The sequence below is a fragment of the Prochlorococcus sp. MIT 1306 genome (assembly GCF_047304515.1).
Taxonomy (GTDB): domain Bacteria; phylum Cyanobacteriota; class Cyanobacteriia; order PCC-6307; family Cyanobiaceae; genus Prochlorococcus; species Prochlorococcus marinus_D.
Window position 1 is genome coordinate 691,951 of sequence record NZ_CP138959.1, and the last position, 23,698, is coordinate 715,648.

Annotated in this window: 38 protein-coding genes; 19 read left to right on the top strand and 19 right to left on the bottom strand. The window is 47.6% G+C overall.

Annotation, left to right across the window (positions count from 1 at the left end; all coding sequences use genetic code 11):
• Window positions 1-671: 671 nt before the first annotated feature.
• The 6 genes from SIB74_RS03600 (at window position 672) to SIB74_RS03625 (ending at window position 4,646) form a co-directional block, all read left to right on the top strand.
• The gene (locus SIB74_RS03600) at window positions 672-824 is read left to right on the top strand and encodes a hypothetical protein (RefSeq protein ID WP_155728034.1); all 153 of its coding nucleotides are present in this window, start codon (window positions 672-674) and stop codon (window positions 822-824) included.
• Window positions 817-996, top strand: a complete 180-nt coding sequence (locus SIB74_RS03605; RefSeq protein ID WP_063395391.1) for a hypothetical protein — start codon at window positions 817-819, stop codon at window positions 994-996. The genes SIB74_RS03600 and SIB74_RS03605 overlap by 8 nt, the downstream gene beginning before the upstream one ends.
• A gap of 390 nt (window positions 997-1,386) precedes the next feature.
• Window positions 1,387-1,671, top strand: coding sequence for a hypothetical protein (locus SIB74_RS03610; RefSeq protein WP_063395390.1), 285 nt, complete (start codon window positions 1,387-1,389; stop codon window positions 1,669-1,671).
• Between the two features lie 334 nt (window positions 1,672-2,005).
• A complete protein-coding gene (locus SIB74_RS03615) occupies window positions 2,006-2,653 on the top strand; it encodes a methyltransferase domain-containing protein (protein ID WP_063395389.1) in 648 nt (215 codons plus the stop codon).
• A gap of 703 nt (window positions 2,654-3,356) precedes the next feature.
• Window positions 3,357-3,662: a hypothetical protein gene (locus SIB74_RS03620; RefSeq protein WP_063395387.1), complete on the top strand. Its 306-nt coding sequence runs from the start codon at window positions 3,357-3,359 to the stop codon at window positions 3,660-3,662.
• Window positions 3,663-4,148: 486 nt separating this feature from the next.
• On the top strand, window positions 4,149-4,646 hold the full coding sequence (locus SIB74_RS03625) for a DUF1543 domain-containing protein (protein WP_082818453.1): 498 nt from the start codon (window positions 4,149-4,151) through the stop codon (window positions 4,644-4,646).
• 178 nt (window positions 4,647-4,824) lie between these two features.
• Here SIB74_RS03625 and SIB74_RS03630 read toward each other — a convergent pair whose 3' ends face one another.
• The 4 genes from SIB74_RS03630 to SIB74_RS03645 all read right to left on the bottom strand — a co-directional run bounded on the left by SIB74_RS03630 (window position 4,825) and on the right by SIB74_RS03645 (window position 7,671).
• Complete coding sequence (locus SIB74_RS03630) at window positions 4,825-5,574, bottom strand: phytochelatin synthase family protein (protein WP_063395385.1); 750 nt, start codon at window positions 5,572-5,574, stop codon at window positions 4,825-4,827.
• A gap of 206 nt (window positions 5,575-5,780) precedes the next feature.
• On the bottom strand, window positions 5,781-6,344 hold the full coding sequence (locus SIB74_RS03635; protein ID WP_063395384.1) for a peroxiredoxin: 564 nt from the start codon (window positions 6,342-6,344) through the stop codon (window positions 5,781-5,783).
• Between the two features lie 265 nt (window positions 6,345-6,609).
• On the bottom strand, window positions 6,610-7,008 hold the full coding sequence (locus tag SIB74_RS03640) for a trigger factor family protein (RefSeq protein WP_063395383.1): 399 nt from the start codon (window positions 7,006-7,008) through the stop codon (window positions 6,610-6,612).
• 300 nt (window positions 7,009-7,308) lie between these two features.
• Window positions 7,309-7,671 (bottom strand): hypothetical protein, encoded by a 363-nt coding sequence (locus SIB74_RS03645; RefSeq protein WP_063395382.1) that lies wholly within the window; start codon window positions 7,669-7,671, stop codon window positions 7,309-7,311.
• A 295-nt stretch (window positions 7,672-7,966) separates the two neighbouring features.
• Between SIB74_RS03645 and SIB74_RS03650 the strand changes: the two genes are divergently transcribed.
• From SIB74_RS03650 to SIB74_RS03660, 3 genes are all read left to right on the top strand, one after another.
• A complete protein-coding gene (locus SIB74_RS03650; RefSeq protein WP_255359798.1) occupies window positions 7,967-8,101 on the top strand; it encodes a hypothetical protein in 135 nt (44 codons plus the stop codon).
• A 91-nt stretch (window positions 8,102-8,192) separates the two neighbouring features.
• Window positions 8,193-8,486, top strand: coding sequence for a DUF1651 domain-containing protein (locus tag SIB74_RS03655; protein ID WP_063395381.1), 294 nt, complete (start codon window positions 8,193-8,195; stop codon window positions 8,484-8,486).
• Window positions 8,483-8,650 (top strand): hypothetical protein, encoded by a 168-nt coding sequence (locus SIB74_RS03660; protein ID WP_156486069.1) that lies wholly within the window; start codon window positions 8,483-8,485, stop codon window positions 8,648-8,650. The genes SIB74_RS03655 and SIB74_RS03660 overlap by 4 nt, the downstream gene beginning before the upstream one ends.
• 363 nt (window positions 8,651-9,013) lie before the next feature.
• Here the strand turns inward: SIB74_RS03660 and SIB74_RS03665 are convergent, their stop codons facing one another.
• Window positions 9,014-9,301, bottom strand: coding sequence for a hypothetical protein (locus tag SIB74_RS03665; RefSeq protein WP_231906011.1), 288 nt, complete (start codon window positions 9,299-9,301; stop codon window positions 9,014-9,016).
• 128 nt (window positions 9,302-9,429) lie between these two features.
• On the opposite strand from SIB74_RS03665, the gene SIB74_RS03670 reads away from it, so the two are divergent.
• Together SIB74_RS03670 and SIB74_RS03675 are read left to right on the top strand one after the other, a co-directional pair.
• Complete coding sequence (locus SIB74_RS03670; protein WP_156486068.1) at window positions 9,430-9,576, top strand: hypothetical protein; 147 nt, start codon at window positions 9,430-9,432, stop codon at window positions 9,574-9,576.
• Between the two features lie 402 nt (window positions 9,577-9,978).
• The gene (locus SIB74_RS03675) at window positions 9,979-10,197 is read left to right on the top strand and encodes a hypothetical protein (protein WP_063395379.1); all 219 of its coding nucleotides are present in this window, start codon (window positions 9,979-9,981) and stop codon (window positions 10,195-10,197) included.
• 84 nt (window positions 10,198-10,281) lie between these two features.
• Here SIB74_RS03675 and SIB74_RS03680 read toward each other — a convergent pair whose 3' ends face one another.
• Window positions 10,282-10,512 carry a hypothetical protein gene (locus tag SIB74_RS03680; RefSeq protein ID WP_155724601.1) on the bottom strand — a complete coding sequence of 77 codons (231 nt, stop codon included), beginning with the start codon at window positions 10,510-10,512 and terminating at the stop codon, window positions 10,282-10,284.
• A 189-nt stretch (window positions 10,513-10,701) separates the two neighbouring features.
• Window positions 10,702-10,917 carry a hypothetical protein gene (locus SIB74_RS03685; protein WP_413681773.1) on the bottom strand — a complete coding sequence of 72 codons (216 nt, stop codon included), beginning with the start codon at window positions 10,915-10,917 and terminating at the stop codon, window positions 10,702-10,704.
• 100 nt (window positions 10,918-11,017) lie between these two features.
• Between SIB74_RS03685 and SIB74_RS03690 the strand changes: the two genes are divergently transcribed.
• Entirely contained in the window at window positions 11,018-11,179 is a 162-nt protein-coding gene (locus tag SIB74_RS03690) for a hypothetical protein (RefSeq protein ID WP_156486067.1), read from the top strand.
• A gap of 324 nt (window positions 11,180-11,503) precedes the next feature.
• Here the strand turns inward: SIB74_RS03690 and SIB74_RS03695 are convergent, their stop codons facing one another.
• From SIB74_RS03695 to SIB74_RS03750, 12 genes are all read right to left on the bottom strand, one after another.
• Entirely contained in the window at window positions 11,504-11,944 is a 441-nt protein-coding gene (locus SIB74_RS03695) for a cupin domain-containing protein (RefSeq protein ID WP_063395376.1), read from the bottom strand.
• A 70-nt stretch (window positions 11,945-12,014) separates the two neighbouring features.
• Window positions 12,015-12,188 carry a hypothetical protein gene (locus tag SIB74_RS03700; RefSeq protein ID WP_197463262.1) on the bottom strand — a complete coding sequence of 58 codons (174 nt, stop codon included), beginning with the start codon at window positions 12,186-12,188 and terminating at the stop codon, window positions 12,015-12,017.
• Window positions 12,189-12,443: 255 nt separating this feature from the next.
• A complete protein-coding gene (locus SIB74_RS03705) occupies window positions 12,444-13,913 on the bottom strand; it encodes a hypothetical protein (protein ID WP_063395375.1) in 1,470 nt (489 codons plus the stop codon).
• Between the two features lie 130 nt (window positions 13,914-14,043).
• Window positions 14,044-14,727 (bottom strand): hypothetical protein, encoded by a 684-nt coding sequence (locus SIB74_RS03710; protein ID WP_063395374.1) that lies wholly within the window; start codon window positions 14,725-14,727, stop codon window positions 14,044-14,046.
• Between the two features lie 128 nt (window positions 14,728-14,855).
• The gene (locus SIB74_RS03715) at window positions 14,856-15,128 is read right to left on the bottom strand and encodes an ArsR/SmtB family transcription factor (RefSeq protein ID WP_063395441.1); all 273 of its coding nucleotides are present in this window, start codon (window positions 15,126-15,128) and stop codon (window positions 14,856-14,858) included.
• A 47-nt stretch (window positions 15,129-15,175) separates the two neighbouring features.
• A complete protein-coding gene (pstS, locus tag SIB74_RS03720) occupies window positions 15,176-16,159 on the bottom strand; it encodes a phosphate ABC transporter substrate-binding protein PstS (protein WP_063395373.1) in 984 nt (327 codons plus the stop codon).
• 95 nt (window positions 16,160-16,254) lie between these two features.
• The gene (locus SIB74_RS03725) at window positions 16,255-16,626 is read right to left on the bottom strand and encodes a hypothetical protein (protein ID WP_063395372.1); all 372 of its coding nucleotides are present in this window, start codon (window positions 16,624-16,626) and stop codon (window positions 16,255-16,257) included.
• A gap of 120 nt (window positions 16,627-16,746) precedes the next feature.
• The gene (locus tag SIB74_RS03730) at window positions 16,747-16,872 is read right to left on the bottom strand and encodes a high light inducible protein (RefSeq protein WP_011130364.1); all 126 of its coding nucleotides are present in this window, start codon (window positions 16,870-16,872) and stop codon (window positions 16,747-16,749) included.
• An 844-nt stretch (window positions 16,873-17,716) separates the two neighbouring features.
• Complete coding sequence (locus tag SIB74_RS03735; protein ID WP_063395370.1) at window positions 17,717-18,028, bottom strand: 2TM domain-containing protein; 312 nt, start codon at window positions 18,026-18,028, stop codon at window positions 17,717-17,719.
• Between the two features lie 1,350 nt (window positions 18,029-19,378).
• Complete coding sequence (locus SIB74_RS03740; protein WP_011130361.1) at window positions 19,379-19,684, bottom strand: hypothetical protein; 306 nt, start codon at window positions 19,682-19,684, stop codon at window positions 19,379-19,381.
• A 200-nt stretch (window positions 19,685-19,884) separates the two neighbouring features.
• Window positions 19,885-20,067 carry a hypothetical protein gene (locus SIB74_RS03745; RefSeq protein WP_011825786.1) on the bottom strand — a complete coding sequence of 61 codons (183 nt, stop codon included), beginning with the start codon at window positions 20,065-20,067 and terminating at the stop codon, window positions 19,885-19,887.
• Between the two features lie 193 nt (window positions 20,068-20,260).
• A complete protein-coding gene (locus tag SIB74_RS03750) occupies window positions 20,261-20,422 on the bottom strand; it encodes a hypothetical protein (protein WP_155727995.1) in 162 nt (53 codons plus the stop codon).
• Window positions 20,423-20,643: 221 nt separating this feature from the next.
• Between SIB74_RS03750 and SIB74_RS03755 the strand changes: the two genes are divergently transcribed.
• From SIB74_RS03755 to SIB74_RS03785, 7 genes are all read left to right on the top strand, one after another.
• Window positions 20,644-20,778, top strand: a complete 135-nt coding sequence (locus tag SIB74_RS03755; RefSeq protein WP_255359797.1) for a hypothetical protein — start codon at window positions 20,644-20,646, stop codon at window positions 20,776-20,778.
• A 140-nt stretch (window positions 20,779-20,918) separates the two neighbouring features.
• The gene (locus tag SIB74_RS03760; protein ID WP_231906010.1) at window positions 20,919-21,083 is read left to right on the top strand and encodes a hypothetical protein; all 165 of its coding nucleotides are present in this window, start codon (window positions 20,919-20,921) and stop codon (window positions 21,081-21,083) included.
• Window positions 21,084-21,134: 51 nt separating this feature from the next.
• The gene (locus tag SIB74_RS03765; RefSeq protein WP_155724853.1) at window positions 21,135-21,341 is read left to right on the top strand and encodes a hypothetical protein; all 207 of its coding nucleotides are present in this window, start codon (window positions 21,135-21,137) and stop codon (window positions 21,339-21,341) included.
• Between the two features lie 37 nt (window positions 21,342-21,378).
• Window positions 21,379-21,666: a hypothetical protein gene (locus tag SIB74_RS03770; protein ID WP_063395367.1), complete on the top strand. Its 288-nt coding sequence runs from the start codon at window positions 21,379-21,381 to the stop codon at window positions 21,664-21,666.
• 559 nt (window positions 21,667-22,225) lie between these two features.
• Window positions 22,226-22,369, top strand: coding sequence for a hypothetical protein (locus tag SIB74_RS03775; RefSeq protein WP_155724852.1), 144 nt, complete (start codon window positions 22,226-22,228; stop codon window positions 22,367-22,369).
• A gap of 415 nt (window positions 22,370-22,784) precedes the next feature.
• Window positions 22,785-23,192 (top strand): hypothetical protein, encoded by a 408-nt coding sequence (locus SIB74_RS03780; RefSeq protein WP_156486066.1) that lies wholly within the window; start codon window positions 22,785-22,787, stop codon window positions 23,190-23,192.
• Window positions 23,193-23,488: 296 nt separating this feature from the next.
• On the top strand, window positions 23,489-23,671 hold the full coding sequence (locus tag SIB74_RS03785; RefSeq protein WP_155724849.1) for a hypothetical protein: 183 nt from the start codon (window positions 23,489-23,491) through the stop codon (window positions 23,669-23,671).
• Window positions 23,672-23,698: the final 27 nt, after the last annotated feature.

Below are 23,698 nucleotides of genomic sequence, written 5' to 3' on the forward strand. Positions count from 1 at the left end.
GGGGAAAGGCTCTGGTGATCCCGTTGAATATATAATGATTTCGAAGAGATAACTTCTTTCTTTTGATAGACAAAATAATCAATATCTATCGCCATGATCAAAAATGGTGCTTTCTAATACTGTCTACTATCTTTATGGCCTGATTGGCAGTATTTGTTATCAATTTAATTCCTCTTTGAGCCTTTCCCGCTCCACGCAGCTATGCTTGATCGCAAAGACAGCTGCTTGAGTTCGATCGCATATATTAGGCTTGTTGATGATTGTACTTTGGGGCAAAGTATCATAGTGTTTGCGATGTTTTTGAGCTTCCACCAAGGCATCCTTAAAGATTAACCTTAGAGTTCTGTAAGGATAATTTCAAAAGGGGAATTCAAAACCTTGATGCTCATCTAGACTTCTTTTGTCTGGCTAACATAAAGAGAAGCTATTGCTTAGAAGTGCTTAATACAAACTATGGCCTTCCATAGAAATATGGAAAAACCTGAGTTGAGAGTGTAAGTCGCCAGAGCTGCAAAACTTGGTTTTTAAACACGATCGACTGACGTTGATCGAAAAAAGCTTCTGCCGTTCCTTCCAGATCAACTTATGGATTCGTGCGTGAGCAAGGAAAGACCCTTGGATGATCCGGGCACCCAAGGGAGTGAGTCGCTGTATCTCCACGCATAGAGATCATGAATGATCCAGAAAAAACCGATGTAGGCAATGATCCAAAGACATGTATTCGTGCTTACCACTTGGTTGATGATGTTGGAGTGATCGAACATTTACGCAATCAAGTGAGCATTGATCAACCCTTGCAAAACAAGGGCCATCCGCTTGGCTGATCCTCAAAGGCCCGTCTATTGCTTTGAGATTTGGCGAGCGGATGGCCAATCGGCAAATGGTGAAATTGGCGTGGAAGGCATCACTGATGAGCCAATGCGCAACGTGGTGATCGGCATGAACGAACTGATGCAGTCACAAAAATGCCTTTCTGGGATGGCGGTCAGAAGGTAGTATCAGACCTCTAGATCAAGGCCCTGACATTGATATGGAGCGGTGGGATCCACAGATTTGCAACTAGAGAATGCCTTGGGGAGGGGCATTTCTGCCCCATAGGGATGAGGTTTTTCACGCGCAGGAGTGAAAAAAAGAGATCTCAGTCGTTTTTGCTGCGTCGCTGATGAGCATCACCGTCAAGGGAGTGCCTCTAACGACGTGGTCCAGCTGTTGTGGAGTGCTTTTGATCAAGCCATCGATTCCCCGATGCAAGTTGATTGGCGAAAACCGTACAACTATCACTTTGGAGTGGCTTTTTAATCCCAACCGGGCCTGGTTCTCCGTACTGTTTTTGTTCGGTCTAGGCATCTACGCCGACCAAGCTGTAAAAATCTCTCATAGAACACCATGTACTCCCTCTTTGACGAGTTTTTCTCTAGTGAAAGCTTCTATAAAACACCTCCTCGCGTTTCTGTGATCAGTGATTCTGAGTTCAAGGCTGATCAGGATCGCCAGAACGCAGAACGTGTTTCTCATCTCGAGAATGTAAGGGCCGATTTGCTCGATTCAGTCAACAAAGTTGAAGCACAGATTGAGGCGCTTCAAACAGCACTGCCGCAAGCCAAGCAAGCGATCAAGGCACCTATCGCTGAACCTGCCGCAGCAAAGGAGACCTGCTCGCGCTCGTCATGACAAAATTTTTATGGCAAGGAGGAACCACTACAAGCTCAGTGGCGATTCATGAAGCCCCTGCTAGTGCGGGGGCTTTCTATTCCCTGTAAATAGCTGCAATGGTTGGTAAGAAAATTAACTGATAATGCTACTAAAAGTTCCCCTGTGGCAGCTTCAAATTCATCTGCTCGAGTGGATTAGCACTGACATGATCTATATAGAGAAACTCGCAAAAGTCGACGATAGTGAACATGTTTTGCGGATATTAGCTTAGTTGAATCTTGTGAGGCCTTGAGGTTATTGACTCGCGGAATGGTTTGTAGCAGGCGAGACTGAGCATCGCTTCGCAATCCCCTTGGCGGTTCAAGTTCTTCGAAACGATCAACGTTCCAAGCTCGATCAGAACGATGACGTGCTTTTTTATGCTGAGCCTCGTTTCGTTCATCATCTGGACGAGGCCTTTCGGGGGCGTTTGACGCAGCTTTATCGCGAGAAGATTCCGTCTTGCTCCACAGTGCTCGACTTGATGTCGAGCTGGGTGTCTCACCTGCCTGATGACGTCATCTATGACCGTGTGATCGGCCATGGCCTCAATGAAAAGGAACTCGTGGCCAACAACCGGCTTGATAGCCATTGGGTTCAGAATTTCAATCTCAACCAGTCCATTCCGCTTAAGGATGAGAGCATTGATGCGACTCTCATCGTTGCAGGTTGGCAATACCTTCAGCAGCCTGAGGATATGGCTGAGGAGTTATTGCGTGTGACGCGCTCGAAGGGCCAAGTTATCGTTGCCTTCTCGAATCGTATGTTTTTCACAAAAGCTCCGCAGATCTGGAGGGATGGCGATGACCGTGATCATTTCACCTACGTTTCTAGGGTGCTGATGGCTCAGGGTTGGCCAAAGCCTGAGATCATCGCAGAGGAGACTCGCTCAACAGGTGTCTTGGGGTTGCTAGGCGGCAAAGGAGATCCATTTTTTGCAGTGATCGCGACAAAGCCTTGACTGCAGTAAAGCCAACAAAGGAAGCAATCTTAGTTGGTAAATAAGACGAAACTCTTTGCATGAAGGCTACAATTAATCCAGACTCTATGCACAGATTGCTAATCCATGACCTCTTCATTAGTTTGAACTAGTGTTTGATTGCTTCCTGAGAGTATTGCTTTTTCCTAATGGGCCATGATTCATACAAAAGACGAAGGCTAAGGCACTCTATTGTTATCAATGATCTTAGGACTGCTAGGAGGAGTTGAAAATTAAACAGTGACTCTTTCATGAGAGCTAAAATAGAAAGAGAGTAAAACTAAGATTCCCTTTGTTTGATGCATGCCTTGATTGATGTATTGATTTTATGATTGACTCTTATACGCTGCAGCAGTGCAAAGCCAATAAGCACATTTGCAAGCTTAAAGTTAGAAACCTAGAGCATGCTGTTCAACAGGCAAGGCTGATGATTGCAGAGTCTGCTATGGACCCTGAATCACTCGTTTCTTTAAGGCGTAAAGTTGCTGAATCCATTCTAGACTTAGAAGTATTATATTTGTTGATGGAGGAGGAGGGCCAAGTAAATTAGTCGTTTAACATTCATCTGCTTTAAATTTATATAGATTGCTTTTATCTTGTGCCGGCATGGCTCTTTATGCTTAATTGCATGTCGTCTATTGCATCATTTTGATTTGCTATGATATGAGCTGTTTGTCACTTTCACATGGATAAGTCGACCAAAGATCAAATTGTTGCATCTTCTGCTGGTTGGGTTGCTGTTGCATTAAATATTTTGCCAGGTATTGGAGCTGGCTACCTCTACCAACGTAGGTGGAAGGCTTATTGGATTACTTCCGCGGTCGTTAGTATTTGGATTGTGATTGGTGCCGTCTTGGGTCAAGACATTGATCCTGTTAATGATCAAAGAAATCAACTGGTGGGTCTTATGGGTCTCTTGCTTGTAGCTGCAACAACTGCTGTAGAAGCTGGTTTAGCGGTAAAACGTGCGCGCAATAATGAATCGCCTTGATCGATAGGATTAACAAAATTTCTAGAGCGAGTTGTCCCTCTCTAGTCTGTTGGCAATTAATCTCGATGTTTGTTGTTATTCGTATTCCTATAGGCCCCGGCTCTTCACTCCAGGAGGCTTTGCTCGTAGATCAAGGATGAACGGAATAAGGATAGATTCATGATTGAATATTGGGATTAATTCAAATTTTTACCCGTTAATCCGTTTTAAGCATTTTTGCTTTCTTTTCTTGAAAATGCTTGCTAAGGTTGGGAAGAACGAGAGGGTTTAGTATGCACACATATCTTGTTGAGGCATTGATCGTTGTCTCATCTACTCTTTGGGTTGTATTGTTGCTTTGGAAGCCTCAAAAGGAATAGCTGATAGCCTTATTTCGTATTATTTTTTGGTCTTTTCTTTTGGCATGCTGGCTTAAGTGAAGCTTCCGATTAGTATTCATTTTTAAGCATCAAAAATGATCTTTTCCTGGATTAATCTTTTATAGAGATGAATCTCTACCTTGTCGTGTTGGGTGGGAGGATGCGCGGAGCACACGTGGAGATGCACGATGTGCGCTGGGTGGTGGGTGAAACGATTGAATCAACAGTTCCCCAGCTGAAATCACAATGGATTGGCAATCCTCGAGGGTTGCATGTGGATGGCTACATGCGCATCCGCTTCGTGGATGGTTACCGGATCACAATGGCTAGCGCCGGCAAAGTTAATGCAAACGAAGCCAACAAGCTCTGGTTCATCAATCTGGGAGGTTATAAGGCTGGCGAAATGCTTGAACAGCATCATTTGGAACTTGTGGTCGCACCTTCAGCTCAAATTGCCAAGGGCAAGGCACGTCGCCGCTGGTTCGAGCCGATGGATCAGATCCACAAGGATGATCATGCCGCGATCATCCGTCTACAGGGATATTCAGTCGTCCTGGAGATCGATCCTCAGGGGCGACATGATGGCATGAAGCCCGACTGGAGTGGCTACTGGGTAATCACTTGATCAGCATTCTCCCGGATTGGTTTCATCTCATGGTTCTGCTGGCTCTTGGCTAGGGATAATCTTGTCAAGTTAGAATTTATAGGCACAATGATTGATCTATTGCATTAGTATTTCTTTCCGAAAAGGGACAAGTGTCATGGGCACTGATTTTATAAATGATTCTTCCTAATCTTGCACGCTATTCAATAACGAGCATTCCTCTCTGTAATCCTGATATGCCGTCTAATGTTCGCATTGCTTTCCATAGATTATGTGTTTTTACCCATACAGAAGGATAGCGATATCTGGCAACATCTAGGATTAGAACTTTGTCAGTAACAGCGTTATAAGCTGCTAGTGGAGAGAAGTGTCCACCGCCTTTTTGGCCAATAACCTTTCTGTCATAATTGACAATCAAGCGATCACTTGAATCGTCAAGATTAGCTTTCAGAAGCGATCTAAAGTCTGACAGACTAAGGATATTTCCGTGTAAACGCTTTGACGAAACACCATGATGACTGAGTAGCTTTTGAAGCTCTTGAAGTGTCATGCCTTGACGCCTGACTTTGGCTGGGCTAATTACTGCTTGAGATGAATCCGAGTCGAAGATATTGTCTTGGGTCCAGAAGTGGTAGTTTCTGAAACCATCTACTGGAGGTGCCGGGATTGCTAGGCTGTTTAGAACCATTACGGCACTGGCAACCCCGCAATAGGCAAGGTTTGACTGGGTCAGAAAAGCTTCCATTAACGAGCCGTAATCTGATACAGACTTGCTTGTTTGCAACAAGACCATTCCTTCTGAGGACGTTATTGGAACTAGTTTTTCTGCTAGGGCAGGATTAGACCAAGGGCTTACTATCAGAGCAAAACTCAATAAGCTGATTCTAGGAGAAGTTATCCAGATGAAATGTTTAGCTGTCTTGTATTTTTGAGCAGTATTAAAGACCATTGCCTCATCTATGCGGAGCAGTGCACCATTCTATCTAGTTTCAGACTTGCTTGACAGAAGGAATGAATCCTTACAGTATCAACGCTTTCCGGTGTGCAAATTATTTCAGGTAATTTCAAGATATTTGCGCTATTATTTTGCCTGTTTGCGATAAGTTTTTCGCCGTTTGGGTAGATGGTAGATGGTCTCTTTCTCTCGCGATTCATTTATGACTGCTGAAGTCCCTTCAACGCTCGCAGCACATCTTGACTGTGGCGGGATGGACTTACGTCTTCCCAGCGAGCGCGAAGGATGCCATCGGGATCAATCAGAAATGTGTGACGTTGGCTGAATGGTGAATTCCATGATCCATACTTTTCGCTTACGACTCCACCTGGGTCAGACAACAGTGTGTATCCAAGGCCTTCGCTGCTACAGAAGCTCACGTGCTCTTCGGTGCCATCAGCGCTGACTCCAACCACAGCCGCACCTGCAGCTTTAAAGTCTGAGAGATCTCGCTGGAATCCACGCGCCTCGAGTGTGCAGCCACTGGTGAAGTCGCGAGGGTAGAAGTAAAGAACCAGCCAACTGCCTAGAAAGGCATCACGTTTTAATTTCTCAGCTAGCGCACCTTCTTGAGCAGCGGCCTCTAGCTCAAAGTCTGGGGCTTGAGCGTCTAGAGCAGGAAGCTTTCCCTCCATTGCCAAGGCTTGGCTTGGGCGCCCAAGACATTGGCTGATACTCAACACTGCCGCCCCTGTTATGACTCTCAAGAGTTCAGATCGTTTCACCGGTATCAAGCCAACTGCAGAAGAGATTAGTCAGAACAACTGCGCGGCGGAGCTAATGTGGCAAATGAATCTGACGATTGTGATCTCAACCAGTTTAATTGGATTCATGAGTCAATCATCCTCAATTTTTATCTAGCTGACCAACATCTTGCGTTGAATTGGAATCCATAACTTAGTCCCCCCCCATAAGATTGCCAACAGTTATTAGTCATGCTCTGATCTTCTTTGTCTCTTTACTCTTTTCATGTTCTGACCGGTTTGCTTTTCACTCTTCTTCCTGTTTGCTTGCTGAAACCACCTCTGCTTCAAGAGTAAATGTCACACTTTTTTCAGGACTGAAGCGATCCACAAGAGTTTGAAGTTCTTCTTTGAGCTGCGCCTCAGAAATTGGTTCGATTGATTCTTGAACGATGGCTTCCTTCCATGTCATATCGATCAGCTTCTCTAATGCTGCTGCTTTGATACGTGCGATACCGATCTGCTGAATGATCACTTGCTTCGGAATCTTTCCTGGACGGAAGCCTGGCAGCCTTATCGCGCTAGCTAGGCGCGATAAGGCTGCGTCATAACTTGATTTGCAGCGTGCTGCTGGAACCTCTAGCTCTATCGAGATGTGGTTCTCTGGCAACTCATTGATTTTGACTTTCAACCCCGCCTTCGTCATTGGTAAGACTCCTTCAACAGCGACAACGCAACAGCAGCAGACCCACTAACCCCTACAGCAATGGCACCAGGTCGACGCAGGCTCATTAAAAGGACGTGTGATCTCCTATCCCTCACACTAGTTTGCTTGCGCTGATTTTTCTTAAGCGCTGTTCTGTGTATGCCTCGCTTACTGGGGGTGATTCTTTGTCAATTTGCATGAATCATTTGCAGCAAAGCTTAGGAACTATCCATTTGACTGTCACTAATTACAGACTAATTCACGAGACAAGGTGGTAGCCATTCCTAAGCTAAAGTTAGCTTATAGAGCTTCACAGTTGAATTCTTGAACCTCACCGAGTGGTGTAAGACCCCGGAAGGTTGGATGTTGATGATCTTCATAGCTCCACCACCATTTGCCATCAGTAAAACTGGTTTCGCCAACGTTGAAGGTTCTTGGTAGCATCAGTTTTGAATTTTCTAGGTTGATCACGATAAAAGCTCCAGCATCAAGCTCTTCATATGCTTCTACTCTGCTGTATGCTCCATTCTCATTGTTGTAGATTGTTGCTTCGACAAGACTTCCATCACATGTAAATGAGGTTGACTCAGGAGCTAATGCACTTGGGACTACTGGTGAAATACTGATTAGAAAACTCATCATGAAGCCAAGGAATGTCATCATTAACTCTGTCCTGACTAAACTAACAGGGCTCAACTGATTGATAGTATGGCAAATACGTGCTCTTAAGGTAATGATTTTTAAATCATCGCAATAAGTAAAGCCCCCGCGGCAAGTGAGGCTTTACTTGGTGGGTTCTCATTCTGTTGTGGTGAAAATTTTTTCTGCATTCTTCAGCGCTGTCTATAGCTTCTAGCAACTTGCCCTGCCAAGTCGTTGCAGTGCTCAATGTTGGCTATGGGGTTGATCAAAATTTTCTATTGGACGGGCTTTACCTTTGCGAACCAGGCCAGATGCGTTGCGTGAAGTTGGGCAGCTTTGCGAAGGAGTGTTTTTGATGCCTGGGCAAGGCGCAAATCTCACAGCGCGATTTTGCAATGGGTTTTCGGGTCGTCGCGATCGTCCGGAGGACGCTCTGATCAAGGGCATGTAGGGGCGTAACCAACAAGATCAGCGCGTCGCCCATCGCCACTATTGACAGAACACTGGAGCGAGGCTAGTACAGGTGTACTTTTGCTTGTGTCATGCAAAGTCCTCCGGTGCAACAGGTCAATGGCTGGCTCATCAGCCCTGATGGCCATTTCTGCTATCGCTTCCACCGCGATGCCAACAGTTGGATCAGAAACCCCTTCGTTTTTGTTGATCAATGGAGTGCGCAAATGGATGGAACTCCATCGCAGATGAAACAGCGCCTGAGGCTTCCTTTGGATCAAGCCCTTGAACTATGTGGTCAGATGCTTCTTGATGGATGGCAAAAGCTGACGACTCCATGCGGGGAAGACCCAGACCCTCAGTTCACAGAAGAGCTCGCCGCATGACCCAGAATGAATTCGCCATGACATTGGCTCGACTATTGCTGCTTAAAGAAGGTGGTGGCACCTTAGAGAGCTTTGAATCCTTGCTTTGCTTGCGGAGTTATTTTTCCGAATTGACGCTCGATGAGCTGCATCAAATCGCAATTGAGTATGGGATCGAGGCCTAGAGACTCTGCAGATGACGAAGGAAAAGCCCTGGTTTTGACTAGGGCTCTTGGTTTGCATCAACAAGCGAATTGATCTTGAAGGCTCCTGGGAACGACGCCTTCAATCCAGCGACAACCAGGCCTTGTTGAAGGGCTGAGGGGTAGTGCGATTAGTAGCGGCAAAAGCATGTTCATCTCCCGCGGGCAATGAGCCTTGACTGACCCATCAGCTCTCTGGAACCTTCTCGGTGGATTTAGTAGGGCATGGTTCGAGTTGTCTTGCTCATGATCAATGGTCTCGATGATGCGCAGAAAAAAATGACATCGGTCACAGCATTAATCCTTCCTGATCCATCGGCATTCTTTTGTCTTTGCTAGTTGGTGTCAATTCGATCGCCTTAGAGAGGTACTCGTGCTCGCGAGCAGGCGGGTCTCTGTAAAGACGCGGCATTCGCGGCCCAGTTCGTAAACTTGGTGGGTGAGGATTGTCCACTCTTTGAGATGGATGCGCCAACGAGCTTGCACATTTGAAACTTGCTCAGACCAGGAGACAATTCCACCTGTTCGCTCTGAGTTTCTTTTGCGCTCTACCTCCAGCTCTGTAAGCAGTTCATTGCGTGTCCAAGCTTTACCCGTGGTGGGGTTGTTGGGGATTGGCGTGCTTGCAGCCATGGTGTTTCTATCGGCAACGTGAGCAAGCATAGTACACCTGTATTGTCGACGTGTGGATGGGCGACCTGCTCCTGGCGACAGCTTTGGCATCAATCCATCGCTCAAGGAAGAGATAAGAGGCAGGGGAGATGTCAATCGATACCAGATCTTTTGTGTTAGCAAAGGTGCTCGCGTCGGCCGCTGCATGCTTAGGGCCAATGTTTAGAGCGATGGCTTATTTGCATTGCTTGCTTGGATTTGGCCTCGCTGGCGAATTGCGTCGCCTAGACGACTGAAATTCATGCTTTGGCCCATAGGGCGGGAGGCCCAAAGGCGCTAGCTCATGGAAGACTTTTAATGCCTTAGATATGTATTAACGTAATATAAGACTAACGTAGAAGCCCTGTTGATGCATGTGTTGGATCTAGGGTCAGCTGTTCAATGGCCGCGAATGCGGCGATGCAGCAAGTTTTGCTCGAGCCTAAGCATGCCAAGTTCGCAGCAACACTCTCCCCGATGAGATTTGATTGAGTGCTCCTGCTTGATAGCACTCCTTCTGCTCACCCAACTGCCCCTGATCATCGCTCTGGCAGATGTTCAGGCTTTGATGTGTGAGCTGGTTCACATTGAATTGAGATTTAGCCCCCTAGCTGAGAGGCTTTTTTGTTGCTATTAAGAGCCAACAAAAATTCTTCGCCATGGCAGCAACACTCAAACTCGTGGATAACTACTCTCCAGTAACACTCACTGAAGAGCAAAAGGCAGCATTGGCTCGTGCAAGAGATCCTCAAGCAACAAGCGTTGATGAGTCAGTGAACCTCTTGAAGACGGTGTACTTAAGTGCCGAACCAGAGAATTGGGATGACACCACTGAATCAGAATGGAATTGTGTCGCCACCTGTATCCGTGCTGCTTAGGCAGGCTGATCAGCAATCCTGTATACAGCGAGGCAAAACAGCGCGATAAAAACGCCGAGTGTGATCGTGTAAAAATCCACCTGATTAAGCTCTAGCCTTGGCATAGATGGGTTGAAGCGTCCCACCGTTGTGATCATCATCATCTTCGTTATCGAAGAACGAGAGGCCTAATAAAAGTGCGCTTACTGGCAGTAAAGGGAATAGCGCAGCCAGTTGACCACTACTTAGAACAGGTTGCACTGCATCCCAAGCGGACCAAACAATCCAGAGTGATGTGAAGAGGATGAATGAGAGGGTGAGCTTTGATTGAGGCATTGAATGTGCCTGCCAAAAGACGTTCCATGACAATGACAAAAAAACAACGCCAATGTGGGGGCTTTGGGGCCTGCGTTGGTACGGATAGCCGAGGCTTTATTGCTACTTATCTAAGCCCAAAGCCTCGATTATCGAAGTGGTTTCAAGCGGTCTCAGGCGGTCTTGCTGTCATCGTTAATACAACAGAGTTCAATCACTCGCCTGATCATCCAGGTGATCGTCAATTGCTTCTTTCATCAAGCAGACAGTCTCCTGCACCAATTGGATGTCCATTTCTTTCCCGTGCTGCAAGCGAGGGGCTTGTGTTTTGCCCGATTGAAACTCGCGATTGAAAAAACCATCAACATTCTCTTTTTTTTTGAGCTGTTGTCTTGCTTGATGTAAGCCAGGCAGAACTTGGCGCAAGATGGTTAGGGGCCTTGTTGGTGATGCTTGATCGTTAGTCAATCACTCAGCAGACTTGGAGGTCACACCGACTTGATATTCACAGTTTTGAGCATAGTTGTTGAGTTCTTGGGCTGTGCTCAGCGTTGTGGGCGAGAAGGACATTGGTTTTTTCAAGATCTTGTTGTCGATCCAATCGACAATCATCTCCAACCTCTGTTCACGCCAACAGGGCAAAGATTTTGGGGCACAAAGGCAGCGGCTGCTCTATGGCAAGCAATAAAAAAGACCCTCGCAGGTGAGCGATGGGTCTGGGTGATGGGGAAATCAACTTTTAGGCAAAAATGATCAAAAAAACAAGCTTCCGCTACAGGTGGTGTCAGAAAGTCAATATAAATGCATTCAAACCTAAATATAGTGTGAAGACCATCACTATCACCCTTGACAGCCACTATTCTCTTTGCGTGGCCGGGTGATGGGGATCAGTCGGTTTTTGCACAAATCCGCCCCCTTGTTAGCTGGGGGGCTCTTTTATTGCCCATATAAAAACCTGCGCAGGCGCGATGTGCAAGAGGGGCTGGCCGCAACACTGCCAACAGTTCTGACTTCATTCAGCTTTGACAGATTGCTTGAGCGGCACTCCTTCTACCCCTGCCCAGGCAACAAACACAACGGCATCTTCATTGCCAATGTTTTCACAGGCGTGTTGGGTGTCTCCGGTAGAGGCAACAAATGCTTCACCTCGTCTGAACTCCCTTCGCTTACCAGACTCTGAGAGTGTGCATTTGATCCAACCTTTTTCGACATACACGACACCAGGTTGAGGGTGAGTATGAACTGGGGTTTTGGCGCCAGGCGGAAAAACAGCTCTTATCAATGTCATCTCAGCTTTGCCTTGCGGATAGCTGACCCGCTCGCCATCCCATGATTCTGTTGAAGACACCAAGACATCAGAGGTGATTGGTGCACTGGCCTGATCCTTCCTGTTGCTGCAACTGACGGCCAATAAACCAGTGAGGCAGATGGTTGAGACGATGAGAGCGCGCATAGGAAATAAAAAAGCGGCTTCCTGGAGGAAAACCGCAGATGTGATGTGATTTGTAGGAGATTTAAGTGATTTAAATGGTGTAGTCAACCCCTCGATTGGTGTGTGCGTGGACAGCGAGTTTCGCTGGGGATTGATGAGCTGAGGTGTAGTCAATTCCTCGATAGCTTTTCGCCATCAGGAACTGGGAATGAGACAGGGCAGCTTGCTTTTGAGCTTTGCGCTGAATCATGGAGAGGATGTTCATCGAACGCTCCTGCAGTGCTTAAGCCCCCGTTGCCTGGCTTAAGTCTGACTGCGCCCCGGAACGGGGCCAACGGTTGGAATGATTCTACAGGCGTTTGTTTGGCATTTGTGGGATGTGCCTCCCTGTGCCTCCTAAATAGGAGTTCAGGACTTTGTAATCCACTAGGCACGATGCCGATTATTGATGGTTGCGATCGCTTTGGGATTGACTGCAAAGTTGAAGGCTTTGCTTTTGCCTTGTTGTTTAGACGAACACCTATCTCAGTGCTTGGTTTGCTGAGTTGATCATGGCTTCTCCGCGCCGGTGGATCTCATTGGCGTAGTTGGTCCAGGTGCCCTGACCCCAATAGCGGAAGCAACTGGTTTCTAGCAGTAGCAGGTAGAGCAGAGCTTCTTGATACTGCGGGGTGTGCGTGATCGCTGGATCCTTTGTCACCAAGGGATCAAACAGCTGGTGAAACTTTGCGCTGAGGCTGTTGATCGGTTCCAGAACATTTTCATAGCCCTTGATCCAGCTGAGATTGTTGGTCCAGGATGCGCCGTCCATCGAGAAGGAGGGGTCTGTTTCTTTGAGGTCGCTGATGGCCGCTTCGATTGATTCAGGGTTGATGGGGTTGTCAGTGTTATCCCACAGCTTGTGTTGCTGTATCGCCTGAATCTTCGGGTAATCAGAGGATTTCACACCGACGGCCTCCAGTAACTCCAGATATTCAGTGCCGTTGAGCGCAACTGTGCTTACAGGATCAACCTGGGAAGCAATGGTTTGATGGGCTTGGATAAAGGCGGCTGGAAACTCATTCATCATCACGCCTCCATTTTCTCCGTCGGCAATTTGAGAGACCAATGATGGAATCGATTTACCTGCCAGTGATTGTCTGCCCAGGCCTAATGCTTCGTGATAGGGCTGCATCTGTCCTACCAATTTGGTGTCTGAGCCCTGGGTTTTGACCAACGCCACAATGCTGACTGTTTCCCCTCTGGAGTTACGAGCCACAAGTTGATTGGGGCCGTATTTCTGTGCATGGCGAAGGCATGAGCCATCGAAGTTTTCAACGCTGTTTTCTTGAACAAGGAGCCAACGGTATCCGCAATCTCTGAGGGCTTTCACCAATTCATAGAGGGTGTCTGGATGGTTGGGAAGGTGCATTTCCGGTGGCGAGAAACCCTTCACTCGTTGCAATGCTTGCCGCCCAAACATGGCAGCGAATTGATGCTGCCAGGCCAGGATTTGTAGCTTCAGATCTGGAATTGGAGTGGAGGGTGCAACGGCATGGCTCCAAAAGGTGCCGAGCCATTCCACATGGGGTTGAAGCGTGGGATCGCATGCCAGACGTTTAAGCGCCTCGAGAATGTCGACACGGCCCATTTGCTCAACACCCCAGAGCAAGTTGCCTGAGTAATCCAGCATGATGCGAGGGTTGCATCCCTCTTCAATCAGTTGGGGAATGATGTCTGCGAGGCGCTTGTAGCAATGGGCAAAGGGTTCGGCGTTGTGGTTATCGCCTTCTTCGCTGTGCTCCAGCATGTATTGCAGATGCGAGATCAGTTCTCCATTCGCACCTGCTGGAATCGTGGGCTGATGCATGTGGAGAGCACAGGCAAAGGCTGACTGAAACTGCTCCAGATTGAGATTGCTATGCGTGAGCACAGCGGGATTAGCTTGTTGAACGAGGGCAAGAATTTCGGCTTCGTAGCCAGCGATCGGAGGCAAGCTTTGCTTGGGCATCAACTTTTGTTTGCGGTAGTACGGGCCTGGTAGAGCTTCAAGCAGGCGCTGATCAAGGCGAGACCTGAAGGGGAACTAACGGGTTGCCTGTCAGCTGGAATGTGGCGAAGCGGCTTGGTTTCCTACACCCCTACACCGTGTTGACGTTGTTCTGAGTGAAATCGACACTTTTTTCGCCGATCAACGTCTTGAGATCTTCCGGTGGTAGCCAACGCCTGTTGGCGCCATGTTTAAACGCGAAGCGAAGGAATTCTGCTGCGTACTGAATGCGAAGTCTTCTGCTTGTGGAGCCGGGCTCTCCTCCATGACGTTCGATCAATGCTTTCAAGAGCGTGTAGCCGGAGCTGGGTTCAGGCTGGCTTGTGAGAATAACGACTGTACGGGCAAGGGGAGTGCGGTAGTTACGGTTCCAAACCCGAGCTCCATTTTTGCTTTTACTTGTTTTATGTGATTTGAATTTTTTTAGTAGTCGTTCCCAATCGAATTCACCATCAGCTCCAGACTCGTTTCTTTGTTTCACCAACTCGTAGGCATCAGCCAATCCTTTGCTCTGATCTTTCATTAACTCAGAGATCTCAGTTGAAATTTTCAAGATCCAATCAGCGCTTGTTGCGATCCATGGAACGAAATCAGGATCGGTCTTGGCCTTTGGACCGAGGATGATGCTGGTGCGGGTGCCATCGTCGAAGCGCACAGTCAGCTGAACCCTCTGGAGGAGACCGTCACCAATGCCGCGAACCATCCAGCCATCGCCACATTGTCGTCTGATCCCGTCGCGCAGGGCTGTGATCCATTTCGCTGACTTATCGGCCATTGGGATCCTGTAGCACCGCAAGCTGTTGGATTGTTCTTGTCAATTCAACAGTGTTGCGGTGGCATCCTCAAGCCGCTGGGGCTTTTGCTTTGGTCTGCTGATCAGGCTCATCACTAGCAACAACATCATTATTCGCAGTCAATCGTTGGTTTCTGGCATTGCTCGGCTAAAGATGAAAGCCAATCCTGCAAGATACCAAGGGCTTTTGGCTCTAAGCGGTAATAAACCCAACGACCACTCTGCCGATCAACAATCAAACCAGCATCTTTTAAGACCTTGAGATGAAAGGAAAGGCGTGATTGGCCAAGACTTAACTCATTAATGAGATCACACACACAACGTTCACCAGAGGCAAGCTCCTCGATCACTTGCAGACGAATAGGATCTGCAAGTGCCTTCATTAAAGTTCTGGCACGACTTGAATCAAGCAAATGTGGCGGTGCGATTGTCACTTGCTGATCAAGCCAACCGCACTACGAGCTTTGTCGAGAATTTTGCCTTGCAAGGGAACGAAGCCCAACCCATCAGCTTGCGCCTGAGCCTCATCACTCAACATGTAGTCAAAGGTTGTTTTGAGTGCGTCAAGGTTGCTGCCATTACCAGTTTTGTATGCCAACAACCAGGTGAGAGTGGCAATCGGATAAGCCCCTTTGGCTGTGGGATTTGGATTGGTACCGGCGAGATTGGCGTCTAACTGGATGCCATTGAGGGCAGCAGCTCCTGTATTCACAGTTGGCTTGAGGAACTCGCCAGAGAGATTTTCAAGTGCAGCAGCTTTGACCTTTCCTTTGATGAATGACTGATTCACGTAACCGATCGCGCCAGGTGTATTTGTAATCACACCAGCAACACCTGAATTCCCTTTAGCGCCCACCCCTGTTGGCCATTCCACTGATTTCCCGGTTCCCAGGGTCCATTGTTGAGAAAAGGCCTGCATGGAATTGGTAAAAGCCTTGGTGGTGCCAGAGCCATCAGAGCGATGCACCCAAGTGATCTTGCCTGCAGGGCAATTGAGCTGATCCCAATCAGTGATGCTGCCAAGAGCAACTTCAACCGCTTGCTGTTGGGTCAACTTCAGATCGCAGTCTCGGTTGTAGCCAAAGGCGATTGTGCCTCCCACCATGGGGATTTGCACCAAGCCACGCTGAACCTTGTCAATATCTTCTTGCTTCATCGGATCATCCGATGCCGCGAAGCTCACGGTCTGATCAATGAAGGCTTTGCGGCCAGATCCAGAGCCAACAGCCTGATAGTTGACCTGTGGCCCCCCAGCCTTGGCCAGCTCAGAGAACCAACGGGTATAGATCTTTGCAGGGAAAGTGGCACCAGCTCCACTGAGCCGTGCGGATGAACTTGAGGTGCTGCAAGCCGTGATGCCAACACCGAGAACGACCAGTGAAGAAAGCAGAAAGCCCTTCTTGAGAATGGTCATCATGAGCCTTAGCGCTGTTAGGCGTTCCATAACTAGAGCAGCGCGTAAGTGAAACGAGGAACAGTTAGCGATCCATCAAGAAATCTTGATATATCTCATCGGTGGCTAGCGCTTGGTTCGTCAGTCCCTTGCCGATCCGCTCGGATGCCTACCAGGAGATGTGTTGAGTTGCTCTGTTGTTGCCTCTTCAGCCAGGCCGTAGATCGATGTTGATCAGAAGAGCGTTGAGAACTGAGAGTTGAAAGTAGGCGTTGATTAGTTGCAGTAGAAGGATGCGACGAGGCTGCAGCACGCTTGATTGCTGGCCTCATCAGCCTCTGTTGCTGCTCACGCCAAGGAGGCTTGACGATTGCATCTAAGACGCCATGGAGCTCATGGAGCGATGCACACAAGGCATCAAGGGGTTTTGGAGCGCTGCGCCACCCCAGTGGTGATGAGTGCAGGGTTCGATCAATGCTGCACAGCACTTGAGGTGAAAGTAGAAAGGGATTGCACGCCCCAATGCAATAGATGAAGAGCCTTTTGGTTTAAATAATAGGGAGCCACTTGAATATAAAAATAGCTCAAGAAAGCTCCCTATAAGTTCACTAAAAAATACCGGGAATAATTTCTCCTGTTACTACATATGTACCGATGGCCACTAAAAAGCCAAGCATTGCGACTCTTCCGTTCCAAGTCTCTGCCTTGTTGCTCATGAAATCAGCGATCGTCATGGTCTTGCTCAAAATATGTGACTTGATAAAGATAAGAAAAACTATAAAAGAATGCTGTATAAAACCTCACAATACAGCCGCAAAAGTTGACTATGCCATGGTTTGAAGACTTACAATCAACTAACCTGTGCTTACAACTACAAAAGATAGACTCTATTGGCTAATGGAAAATATCCTTGCATTGACTTCTATGGCAACCAAAATTTATTGGGATATTACCTGTTTAGTGAGGAAGTGGTCGTCAATCAATTGACTTGCCCAAACGCAGCCATGAAGCAGCAAGACAAGCTAAGAATAATGAAGCAGGTCTTAGCTGCTTTCTAGTAAATGTAGGAATAAAAGCTCTATTAAACCAATTGGCTTAGTTTAAGACGGCCGACTTTATAAATTGCCAAATGATTCAAGATAAGACAAACTCGCGGCAAGCATCAATTGAAATCCTTTTCATACATCAACCTTTCATCATGAGCATCATTGCAGACACTTGCTATTGCCTACATCTATTTCATATTGATACTTGAGGCATTGTTTGTCTAACTAAAATCGCAAGGCTACTCAAATACACTTGATCTATAATCAAGTTTTTTAGTTCGAATACCAATCAATAAAACCACTGTTATCCATATTCAATGTTTCGGTCTTTAATAATGCAAAAAATATCATGGGATCTTTTCGAGTCTAATATTCTTCTGACTGAATCAAGATTTAGCCTCTGAAATGTCTGGAGATTGATGGTCTCGGTAGCATCTTCTTCGGGTCCGCAAAGGGCGAGCCCTCAGCTGCCTTGATAGGTTCTGCAAGTTTTCTGTCGATCTCCTCCATTACGAAGATGAAGCGCCAAGATTCACGATGCTTCAACAAGTTTCGAAATGTGTTCGTCTTTTAGCAGAGTCGAGGCACCCATACGCTGCCTCGCTTTTGCATGGATAAGCTGCTTCTGTATACGAGAGAGTTTATGTGACTTAGAAAGAAGATAAATACCTCCAGCCAAAATAGACCAAATGGGCCAAAAAAAGGTAATTTTAGTAAACACCCAAACCCAGATAAGCAATTGATTGAAAACAAGGTAAAGCTTGAGCTCATTTTTCAAAGCTCTTTTTCTGCTGAGGAGTTTCAGAGCTTTCTGCCGCAGATCAAAATTTAACATTTCAGTCATGGAAAGTCTTCTCGTCTAACTCTATTTAGGCCAAAAGGCGCTTTTCTGTCTGCATCAATTGATTCACTTTGAACGAATCAAAGCTTAATTTAGTTGACCCTGTCATGCAAAAACTACTCCTGAAAATTTCAGATGGAGATGCTGCTTGCTATCTAACACCATCAACGCCCTAAAGGCTGCCATTTGAAATGGCTGATGAGATCATAAGAAAGAATAAAAGCCTTTGAAAGAATCAAGACACAGCAACCACTATTGCCCGCAAAGGCTTGAGCCGTCTGAGCATCATGAAGGCAAATACATGCATTGTGTGACCAAGCTAGATGATTAAATTCAACAGAGGCCTCTACTGCATAACTGAGGGAATCATGTTACTGCAGGTCTACAGAAGAGAGATCAATAACCTTCAAATATTAATCAGAAAATGATTCATTTAAGGAAAATCGGGAGCCCATTCATTAGAGTTTTATATAAGTTTTAATCTAAGAATGACTCCCAGTTAATCGCTCCCCATCAATTGGAGAATCGCCAGACTAAAAAACACCTGGGATAATGTCTCCCGTTGCAAGGTACGTAACCATAAGAGCTAATATGCCAACCATTGCAATCCTGCCATTCAATGATTCTGCCTTATTGGTCATGCAATCATTAATGGTCTCTTTTAAGAAATCACTGATGGGCATGAACTTGCTCCATATAGATGACTTTCAAAACATACACATAAAGATTCATCAAGGCTGTATTAGAAATTACAGGGAAACTACCTGGAAGGGTTGATGTCTTGGCCTCAAGATATTGAGCCATCAAAGATGTATTTACCGTTACCAAAGGTCAGGTTTTTCTTGATTGAATTCACAAGACTCATCTGAATTTAAATCGCAATCGCAAGCTTATTGGGTGTTCAAAAAAACAGGCTTCCATACACAGCTCTACCCGCAGCCATCAGATCTAGGCTGCTCTCCATTGACCTTTGCTTCAGCGTTCAGGCACACACCGACCTGACACGAATTCTTTGGCTGGCTCAGCTGCTGGAAGGGCAAGGAGCCTTCCTGGAATCGTTTTGGTCTGCGCTATGTCGAAGACATCGCCACACGTACGTCTCCGAGCTACTCAGTCATCGGTGTTGATCGTGCGGGCAATCAATGGCATGACGTCAAAACAGACTTCAGCTACCGGCTGCCAAAAGAAGAACGGCGCTGGTGGCATTCACAGGTAATGCCTGTAGGCGAGGGTTATCCGGCCTATCCGTCGAGATGAAAACGGCCGGTGCGGATAAGGCAAAAAAAAGCCCCCGAAGGGGCGGTTGACCGTCAACGATTTGGCATGGCGTTCTATAGGGCGTCCACCATGGCCTCAAGTTTCCGCACGCCCGCTCTGGAGAAAAGCCTCGTCTGCATCGATCATCGCTTCCGCATCGTCGTGGAACCAGCATCCATACATCAAGTTGAGCACCCGATCCACATCAAGATCGCGATCGCTCACGTCCTGCCATAACCTCTGCGTCAGCTCAGCATCAGCAAGTTGAAACTGAGCGTTGGCCAAATTCCTTGCAGATGAGAAGTAAATTTCACGTTCACGTGCCGCAGGCGACGTATAAGTGAGAGGTTTGGTTTGGATCGCTTGCGAAAAAACCACCGTTGTCAAAACAGCTGGTTCCATCTTGAGTATCGATGAATACAAGTACAACCAGCATTAACGTTTGTTCAAGATGAACGGCAGGTTCTATCCAGGCCTCGCCTGGGCTTAGCCCCTCAGGCTTAAAGATCCTTCTCGATGATCATTGGTTTACTTGGCTTATACGTCTAGACGAAGCTGGTCTACGCGTATCAGGGCAAAAAAGCCCCCTGAGGGGCGGTTGATCAGTTGCATCTCGTGGCTGCGGTGTAGCTATTGGTGAGAATGATCATGCCTGCCTCTGCTCCGTTTGCCAGGAGGTCTTCTACAGCCCAAAAACCGCCAGCGGCCAAGAGTGAACCAGCGATAGAAGCAGTAACAACGCTGCGAAGTCCGTTCAGGTAGGTGAAACGAGGAAAAGTTAGCAATCCATCAAGAAAACTTGATATATCTCATCGGTGGCTAGCGCTTGGTTCGTCAGTCCCTTGCCGATCCGCTTGGATGCCTGTCAGGAGATGTGTTGAGTGGCTCTGTTGTTGCCTCTTCAGCCAGGCCGTAGATCGATGTTGATCAGAAGAGCGTTGAGAACTTCGAGTTGAAAGGAGGCGTTGATCAGTTGCACTAGAAGGAAGCCTCGAGGCGTGCAGCACGCTTGATTGATGGCCTCATCAGCCTCTGTTGCTGCTCAAGGCAAGGAGGCTTGACGATTGCATCGAAGGCGCCATGGAGCTCATGGAGCGATGCAAACAAGGCATCAACGAGGGTTTTGGAGCGCTGCGCCACCCCAGTGGTGATGAGTGCATGGATCGATCAATGCTGCACAACACTTGAGGTGAAAGTAGAAAGGGACGACAAGCCCCAATGCCATAGATGAGTGGCAAAGCTCTTTTTCTGGCAATCGCCCTGCTACTGACTGGTGTCGCTCTATGTGAACCTTTGATCGTCAGATTTCTCCAACCAGGTTGAGTTTTGATCAATCCTTCATGCTTTCAAGTGGCGCATCGATGAACGGCAAAGTTGTGGTTCTGGCCATCGTCCTATCCCTTCTGGGGATCGCTGTTTATGAATTTGTGCTGGTTGGCGGGGTCAGCTTGGAAGGAATCGCCAGGTTTGCCAATGGGGACCTTGGCCCGACTTGAGCACGCATGATTCCTAAACGGTGCAATCCTTTGGGCTGCCCTTCTTTGCCTCATTTTCAATTGGTGCAGAGCGAAAGCCTTGCCCAGTTGTTGGGTTGAGATGGCCAGGCCAGCATTCTCAGCGCAAGGGTGGCAGGTTCTTGCAAAACTCGATTAGCACAGCACTTGCGCAGAAAGTAGAAAGGGAAGTGCTTGTCTCCACGACATCGATGAACGGCAAAGTACTGGTGAGCGGAATCGTCTTGATCTTGTTGGCGATAGCTGTGTATGAATCCCTGCTCTTTAGAACCCTCCAACCTGCTTGAGTTGGGATGAGCTCTGACTAAGAAGATCCCTTGCCTAGTTGATCGGCTCTCATGGCAAGAGGTGTACACAAGCAGCGACGCGCACAACTGAGCAGAAGTGGTTCAAGAACCGCATCGCCGCAGAGCAGGGGAACAACAGCTGCAGTTAAACCAGGCACAAGTCAAGGTGTTCTGGGTGACGTTGGCAGACAGCAAGTATCTGCCTATCGAGTTTTATTCGCGGAAACCGTACCCATTGCCTCCTGGATGGCCCTTTAAATGCAGACCGGTAAGGAACGATTTTTCTCTCCCTCCAATGACCTCCTTAGACAACCGCATTGCTGACTATCAGGACAAAGGCGAGGTCCTCGACAGTTATTTCGCTTCCTCCAGTGCCTCTGTAAAACCCACCTTCTATGCAATGAGTGATGGTGAGTACAAGGCTCATCACGACGCTCAGAAGGCTGCACGTGTTGCAGACCTCGAGCAAACCAAGGCTGCATACCTCAGCGCCCTTGAACGTCTTGAAATTCAGATCGCAAGGTTGACTCTTGAGGGAGCTCTGTCAGACAAGGCTAAGGAGCTAGCCCGTACTGCGAGCTAACCCCACCTCACAAGAGAACGCTAAGACCCTTGCTGTGAATGCAAAGCAACCAAGGGTCTTTTTTATATGCTGGCAAACCCACTGGTATGACTTGATTCTGTCCACCAACTAAGGCATCAGAACATTCGCTGACGGGCGATATCGGTCTTGGTTCTTGTTTGTGGGTCGCGCAGCGTGTGTTGCTGGAGTGATCTTTTTTTCCTGCAGTGGTGTATTGCTGAAGTGGCCTGAACTGCAATCTTGGCGAGGCTGTCTGAACGATCCATGGCGTCCAATCCCTTTAAGGCCAGGGTTTAGCGGCTTCAGTCAGGATGGATGCTTCGCAAATGTTGGATTTTGTTTGTTCTTTGATTGACAATCTCGTAGCTGCTATGAACCACGCGATTGAGGTGTGCTGAGGTGGCTCTGTCGTTTTACACCGCCTGTAAAAGTAAGTCTTTTTGCTTAATTGTTCGTTGGCGCCATTCACTGCCATTGACCTGATCAGCAACGATCAACCTGGCCCTATTGGCGATTGGCTGAGTTGTTGCTATGAACTAAAAGTCTTGCTGTAACTGACATGGGTATCAGCTTTTGGGGTAGTTGCTATGAACTGACCCCCACTTTGGTCTCGACCCTTGTACTTCTCACCGGCATCAGCTCCGTCCTTGCCTTTTTCGGACTGCGCGGTCTTGCAGTCGCCAAACCTCATCGAGCTCTGTGAGAACCACAAGGTTTGTCCCTGGCCCTAATGGGCCTTTTTTATTGTCTTGCCTGCTTGCGCATCAAATCAACATCTAGGTGATCTCTTTGATGTGGCAAGCATGAGCCAATCAGTGGCGATGGTCGCAGGGGGCTCAATTCAAGTTGTTGCTGATCAGCATGCTTGCACTGGCATGGGGCATGCCTAAGACCGGCGCATTGTCTCTTTTTTCTGGTCCGGGTTCTTAGCGCTGAATTCAAGCGGCCCTGCTTACTCGTCATCGCGACGGTTTTTCATGCAGTGGTCAGATCGTCATGGTGGCTGGGTGCTTTGCCTTGGTCATCGATGAGCAGTTGATCCTCAACCTTGTTGTTGCCATGGGCCATGGGCAGATCGCATGTTTTGGCTACAACTGAGACAGAAATACCCCCAACTGATGCGCAGATTCTTGGTCGCGGCTGTGTTTTTGTTCACCACTCTTTCGCCAGCTGCATTGGCGGAAAAGCCATCGGTACTTCTGAACACGCTTCCCAAGGAGGTGAGAGGGAAGTTGGCTCCTCTATTTATGGCAAATGCAATTGGTCAAACTGGGCTCAATGGTCAGCTCAATGGCACAGCTGAAACACTCTTTCCGATTGTCAAAAGCGCTTTGACGAAGGCTGGTTATAGCGAGCAACCAATCCGAACCACGATTGGACCCTGGGGGTTTTCCGCGACCTGGGCACCACCCACTGGCGTGTCAGTTGATGGAACAGCAAGCCAAAAGACAGCAGTTTTGGTGACGCAAGCTACTGCCTTAGGGCCTGAAAGGGTGAACCTAAATGTTCGATTCGATGGCCTCTGAAGAGTTGACCTGCTGGTGAATTCAGTCAGTCCATATTGCTAACCAGCTTGTCTTTATCCAGTTGAGATGGAATAGTCACTGCATCTTGATGCCAGTGTTTTTGGATTTGGTTGAGGCGAATCGTCCAATGCCAACGGAGTTGTGGTTGCCTTGGAGAAACCCTTTTTTTATCCTTCTAAGACTTGAATGAATGACTATCCGTTTGATCTGGATAAAAAAAGCTGCTAACTCCAAAGCTTTCATTCAACAAGGCGCTGTGATCTAGTAGAGCATTGGTACTGATTGTTATTGATTCAATGATGGACCGACGCCACTGGTCTCTACTGGCAGTGGCTGCATTACTGATTGGTGTTTTGTCTCTTCTTTTCGTTGAGATCGATTTGGGCATGGAAGAAGCCATCCCACAAAACCCAGAGGAACAGCAAATCCCTGACCCGCCAGAGACGTACGGCGAAGGCAAGATCTTGATGGGCGACTGACAAGAGCGATCTCGACCGCCCCATCGA

Bases quoted from the DNA above. Each gene is read 5' to 3' on its own strand.
- SIB74_RS03775 (WP_155724852.1), top strand. From the start codon at position 22,226: ATGGGTATCAGCTTTTGGGGTAGTTGCTATGAACTGACCCCCACTTTG.
- SIB74_RS03715 (WP_063395441.1), bottom strand. From the start codon at position 15,128: ATGAAGGCACTTGCAGATCCTATTCGTCTGCAAGTGATCGAGGAGCTT.
- SIB74_RS03780 (WP_156486066.1), top strand. From the start codon at position 22,785: ATGCGCAGATTCTTGGTCGCGGCTGTGTTTTTGTTCACCACTCTTTCG.
- SIB74_RS03765 (WP_155724853.1), top strand. From the start codon at position 21,135: ATGGCAAGAGGTGTACACAAGCAGCGACGCGCACAACTGAGCAGAAGT.
- SIB74_RS03600 (WP_155728034.1), top strand. From the start codon at position 672: ATGAATGATCCAGAAAAAACCGATGTAGGCAATGATCCAAAGACATGT.
- SIB74_RS03700 (WP_197463262.1), bottom strand. From the start codon at position 12,188: ATGAACATCCTCTCCATGATTCAGCGCAAAGCTCAAAAGCAAGCTGCC.
- SIB74_RS03740 (WP_011130361.1), bottom strand. From the start codon at position 19,684: ATGGAACCAGCTGTTTTGACAACGGTGGTTTTTTCGCAAGCGATCCAA.
- SIB74_RS03675 (WP_063395379.1), top strand. From the start codon at position 9,979: ATGGCAGCAACACTCAAACTCGTGGATAACTACTCTCCAGTAACACTC.
- SIB74_RS03655 (WP_063395381.1), top strand. From the start codon at position 8,193: ATGCAAAGTCCTCCGGTGCAACAGGTCAATGGCTGGCTCATCAGCCCT.
- SIB74_RS03670 (WP_156486068.1), top strand. From the start codon at position 9,430: ATGTCAATCGATACCAGATCTTTTGTGTTAGCAAAGGTGCTCGCGTCG.
- SIB74_RS03785 (WP_155724849.1), top strand. From the start codon at position 23,489: ATGATGGACCGACGCCACTGGTCTCTACTGGCAGTGGCTGCATTACTG.
- pstS (WP_063395373.1), bottom strand. From the start codon at position 16,159: ATGACCATTCTCAAGAAGGGCTTTCTGCTTTCTTCACTGGTCGTTCTC.
- SIB74_RS03630 (WP_063395385.1), bottom strand. From the start codon at position 5,574: ATGGTCTTTAATACTGCTCAAAAATACAAGACAGCTAAACATTTCATC.
- SIB74_RS03680 (WP_155724601.1), bottom strand. From the start codon at position 10,512: ATGCCTCAATCAAAGCTCACCCTCTCATTCATCCTCTTCACATCACTC.
- SIB74_RS03770 (WP_063395367.1), top strand. From the start codon at position 21,379: ATGACCTCCTTAGACAACCGCATTGCTGACTATCAGGACAAAGGCGAG.
- SIB74_RS03755 (WP_255359797.1), top strand. From the start codon at position 20,644: ATGAACGGCAAAGTTGTGGTTCTGGCCATCGTCCTATCCCTTCTGGGG.
- SIB74_RS03640 (WP_063395383.1), bottom strand. From the start codon at position 7,008: ATGACGAAGGCGGGGTTGAAAGTCAAAATCAATGAGTTGCCAGAGAAC.
- SIB74_RS03645 (WP_063395382.1), bottom strand. From the start codon at position 7,671: ATGATGACATTCCTTGGCTTCATGATGAGTTTTCTAATCAGTATTTCA.
- SIB74_RS03610 (WP_063395390.1), top strand. From the start codon at position 1,387: ATGTACTCCCTCTTTGACGAGTTTTTCTCTAGTGAAAGCTTCTATAAA.
- SIB74_RS03660 (WP_156486069.1), top strand. From the start codon at position 8,483: ATGACCCAGAATGAATTCGCCATGACATTGGCTCGACTATTGCTGCTT.
- SIB74_RS03735 (WP_063395370.1), bottom strand. From the start codon at position 18,028: ATGACTGAAATGTTAAATTTTGATCTGCGGCAGAAAGCTCTGAAACTC.
- SIB74_RS03665 (WP_231906011.1), bottom strand. From the start codon at position 9,301: ATGGCTGCAAGCACGCCAATCCCCAACAACCCCACCACGGGTAAAGCT.
- SIB74_RS03625 (WP_082818453.1), top strand. From the start codon at position 4,149: ATGAATCTCTACCTTGTCGTGTTGGGTGGGAGGATGCGCGGAGCACAC.
- SIB74_RS03710 (WP_063395374.1), bottom strand. From the start codon at position 14,727: ATGGCCGATAAGTCAGCGAAATGGATCACAGCCCTGCGCGACGGGATC.
- SIB74_RS03705 (WP_063395375.1), bottom strand. From the start codon at position 13,913: ATGCCCAAGCAAAGCTTGCCTCCGATCGCTGGCTACGAAGCCGAAATT.
- SIB74_RS03730 (WP_011130364.1), bottom strand. From the start codon at position 16,872: ATGACGATCGCTGATTTCATGAGCAACAAGGCAGAGACTTGGAACGGA.
- SIB74_RS03620 (WP_063395387.1), top strand. From the start codon at position 3,357: ATGGATAAGTCGACCAAAGATCAAATTGTTGCATCTTCTGCTGGTTGG.
- SIB74_RS03695 (WP_063395376.1), bottom strand. From the start codon at position 11,944: ATGCGCGCTCTCATCGTCTCAACCATCTGCCTCACTGGTTTATTGGCC.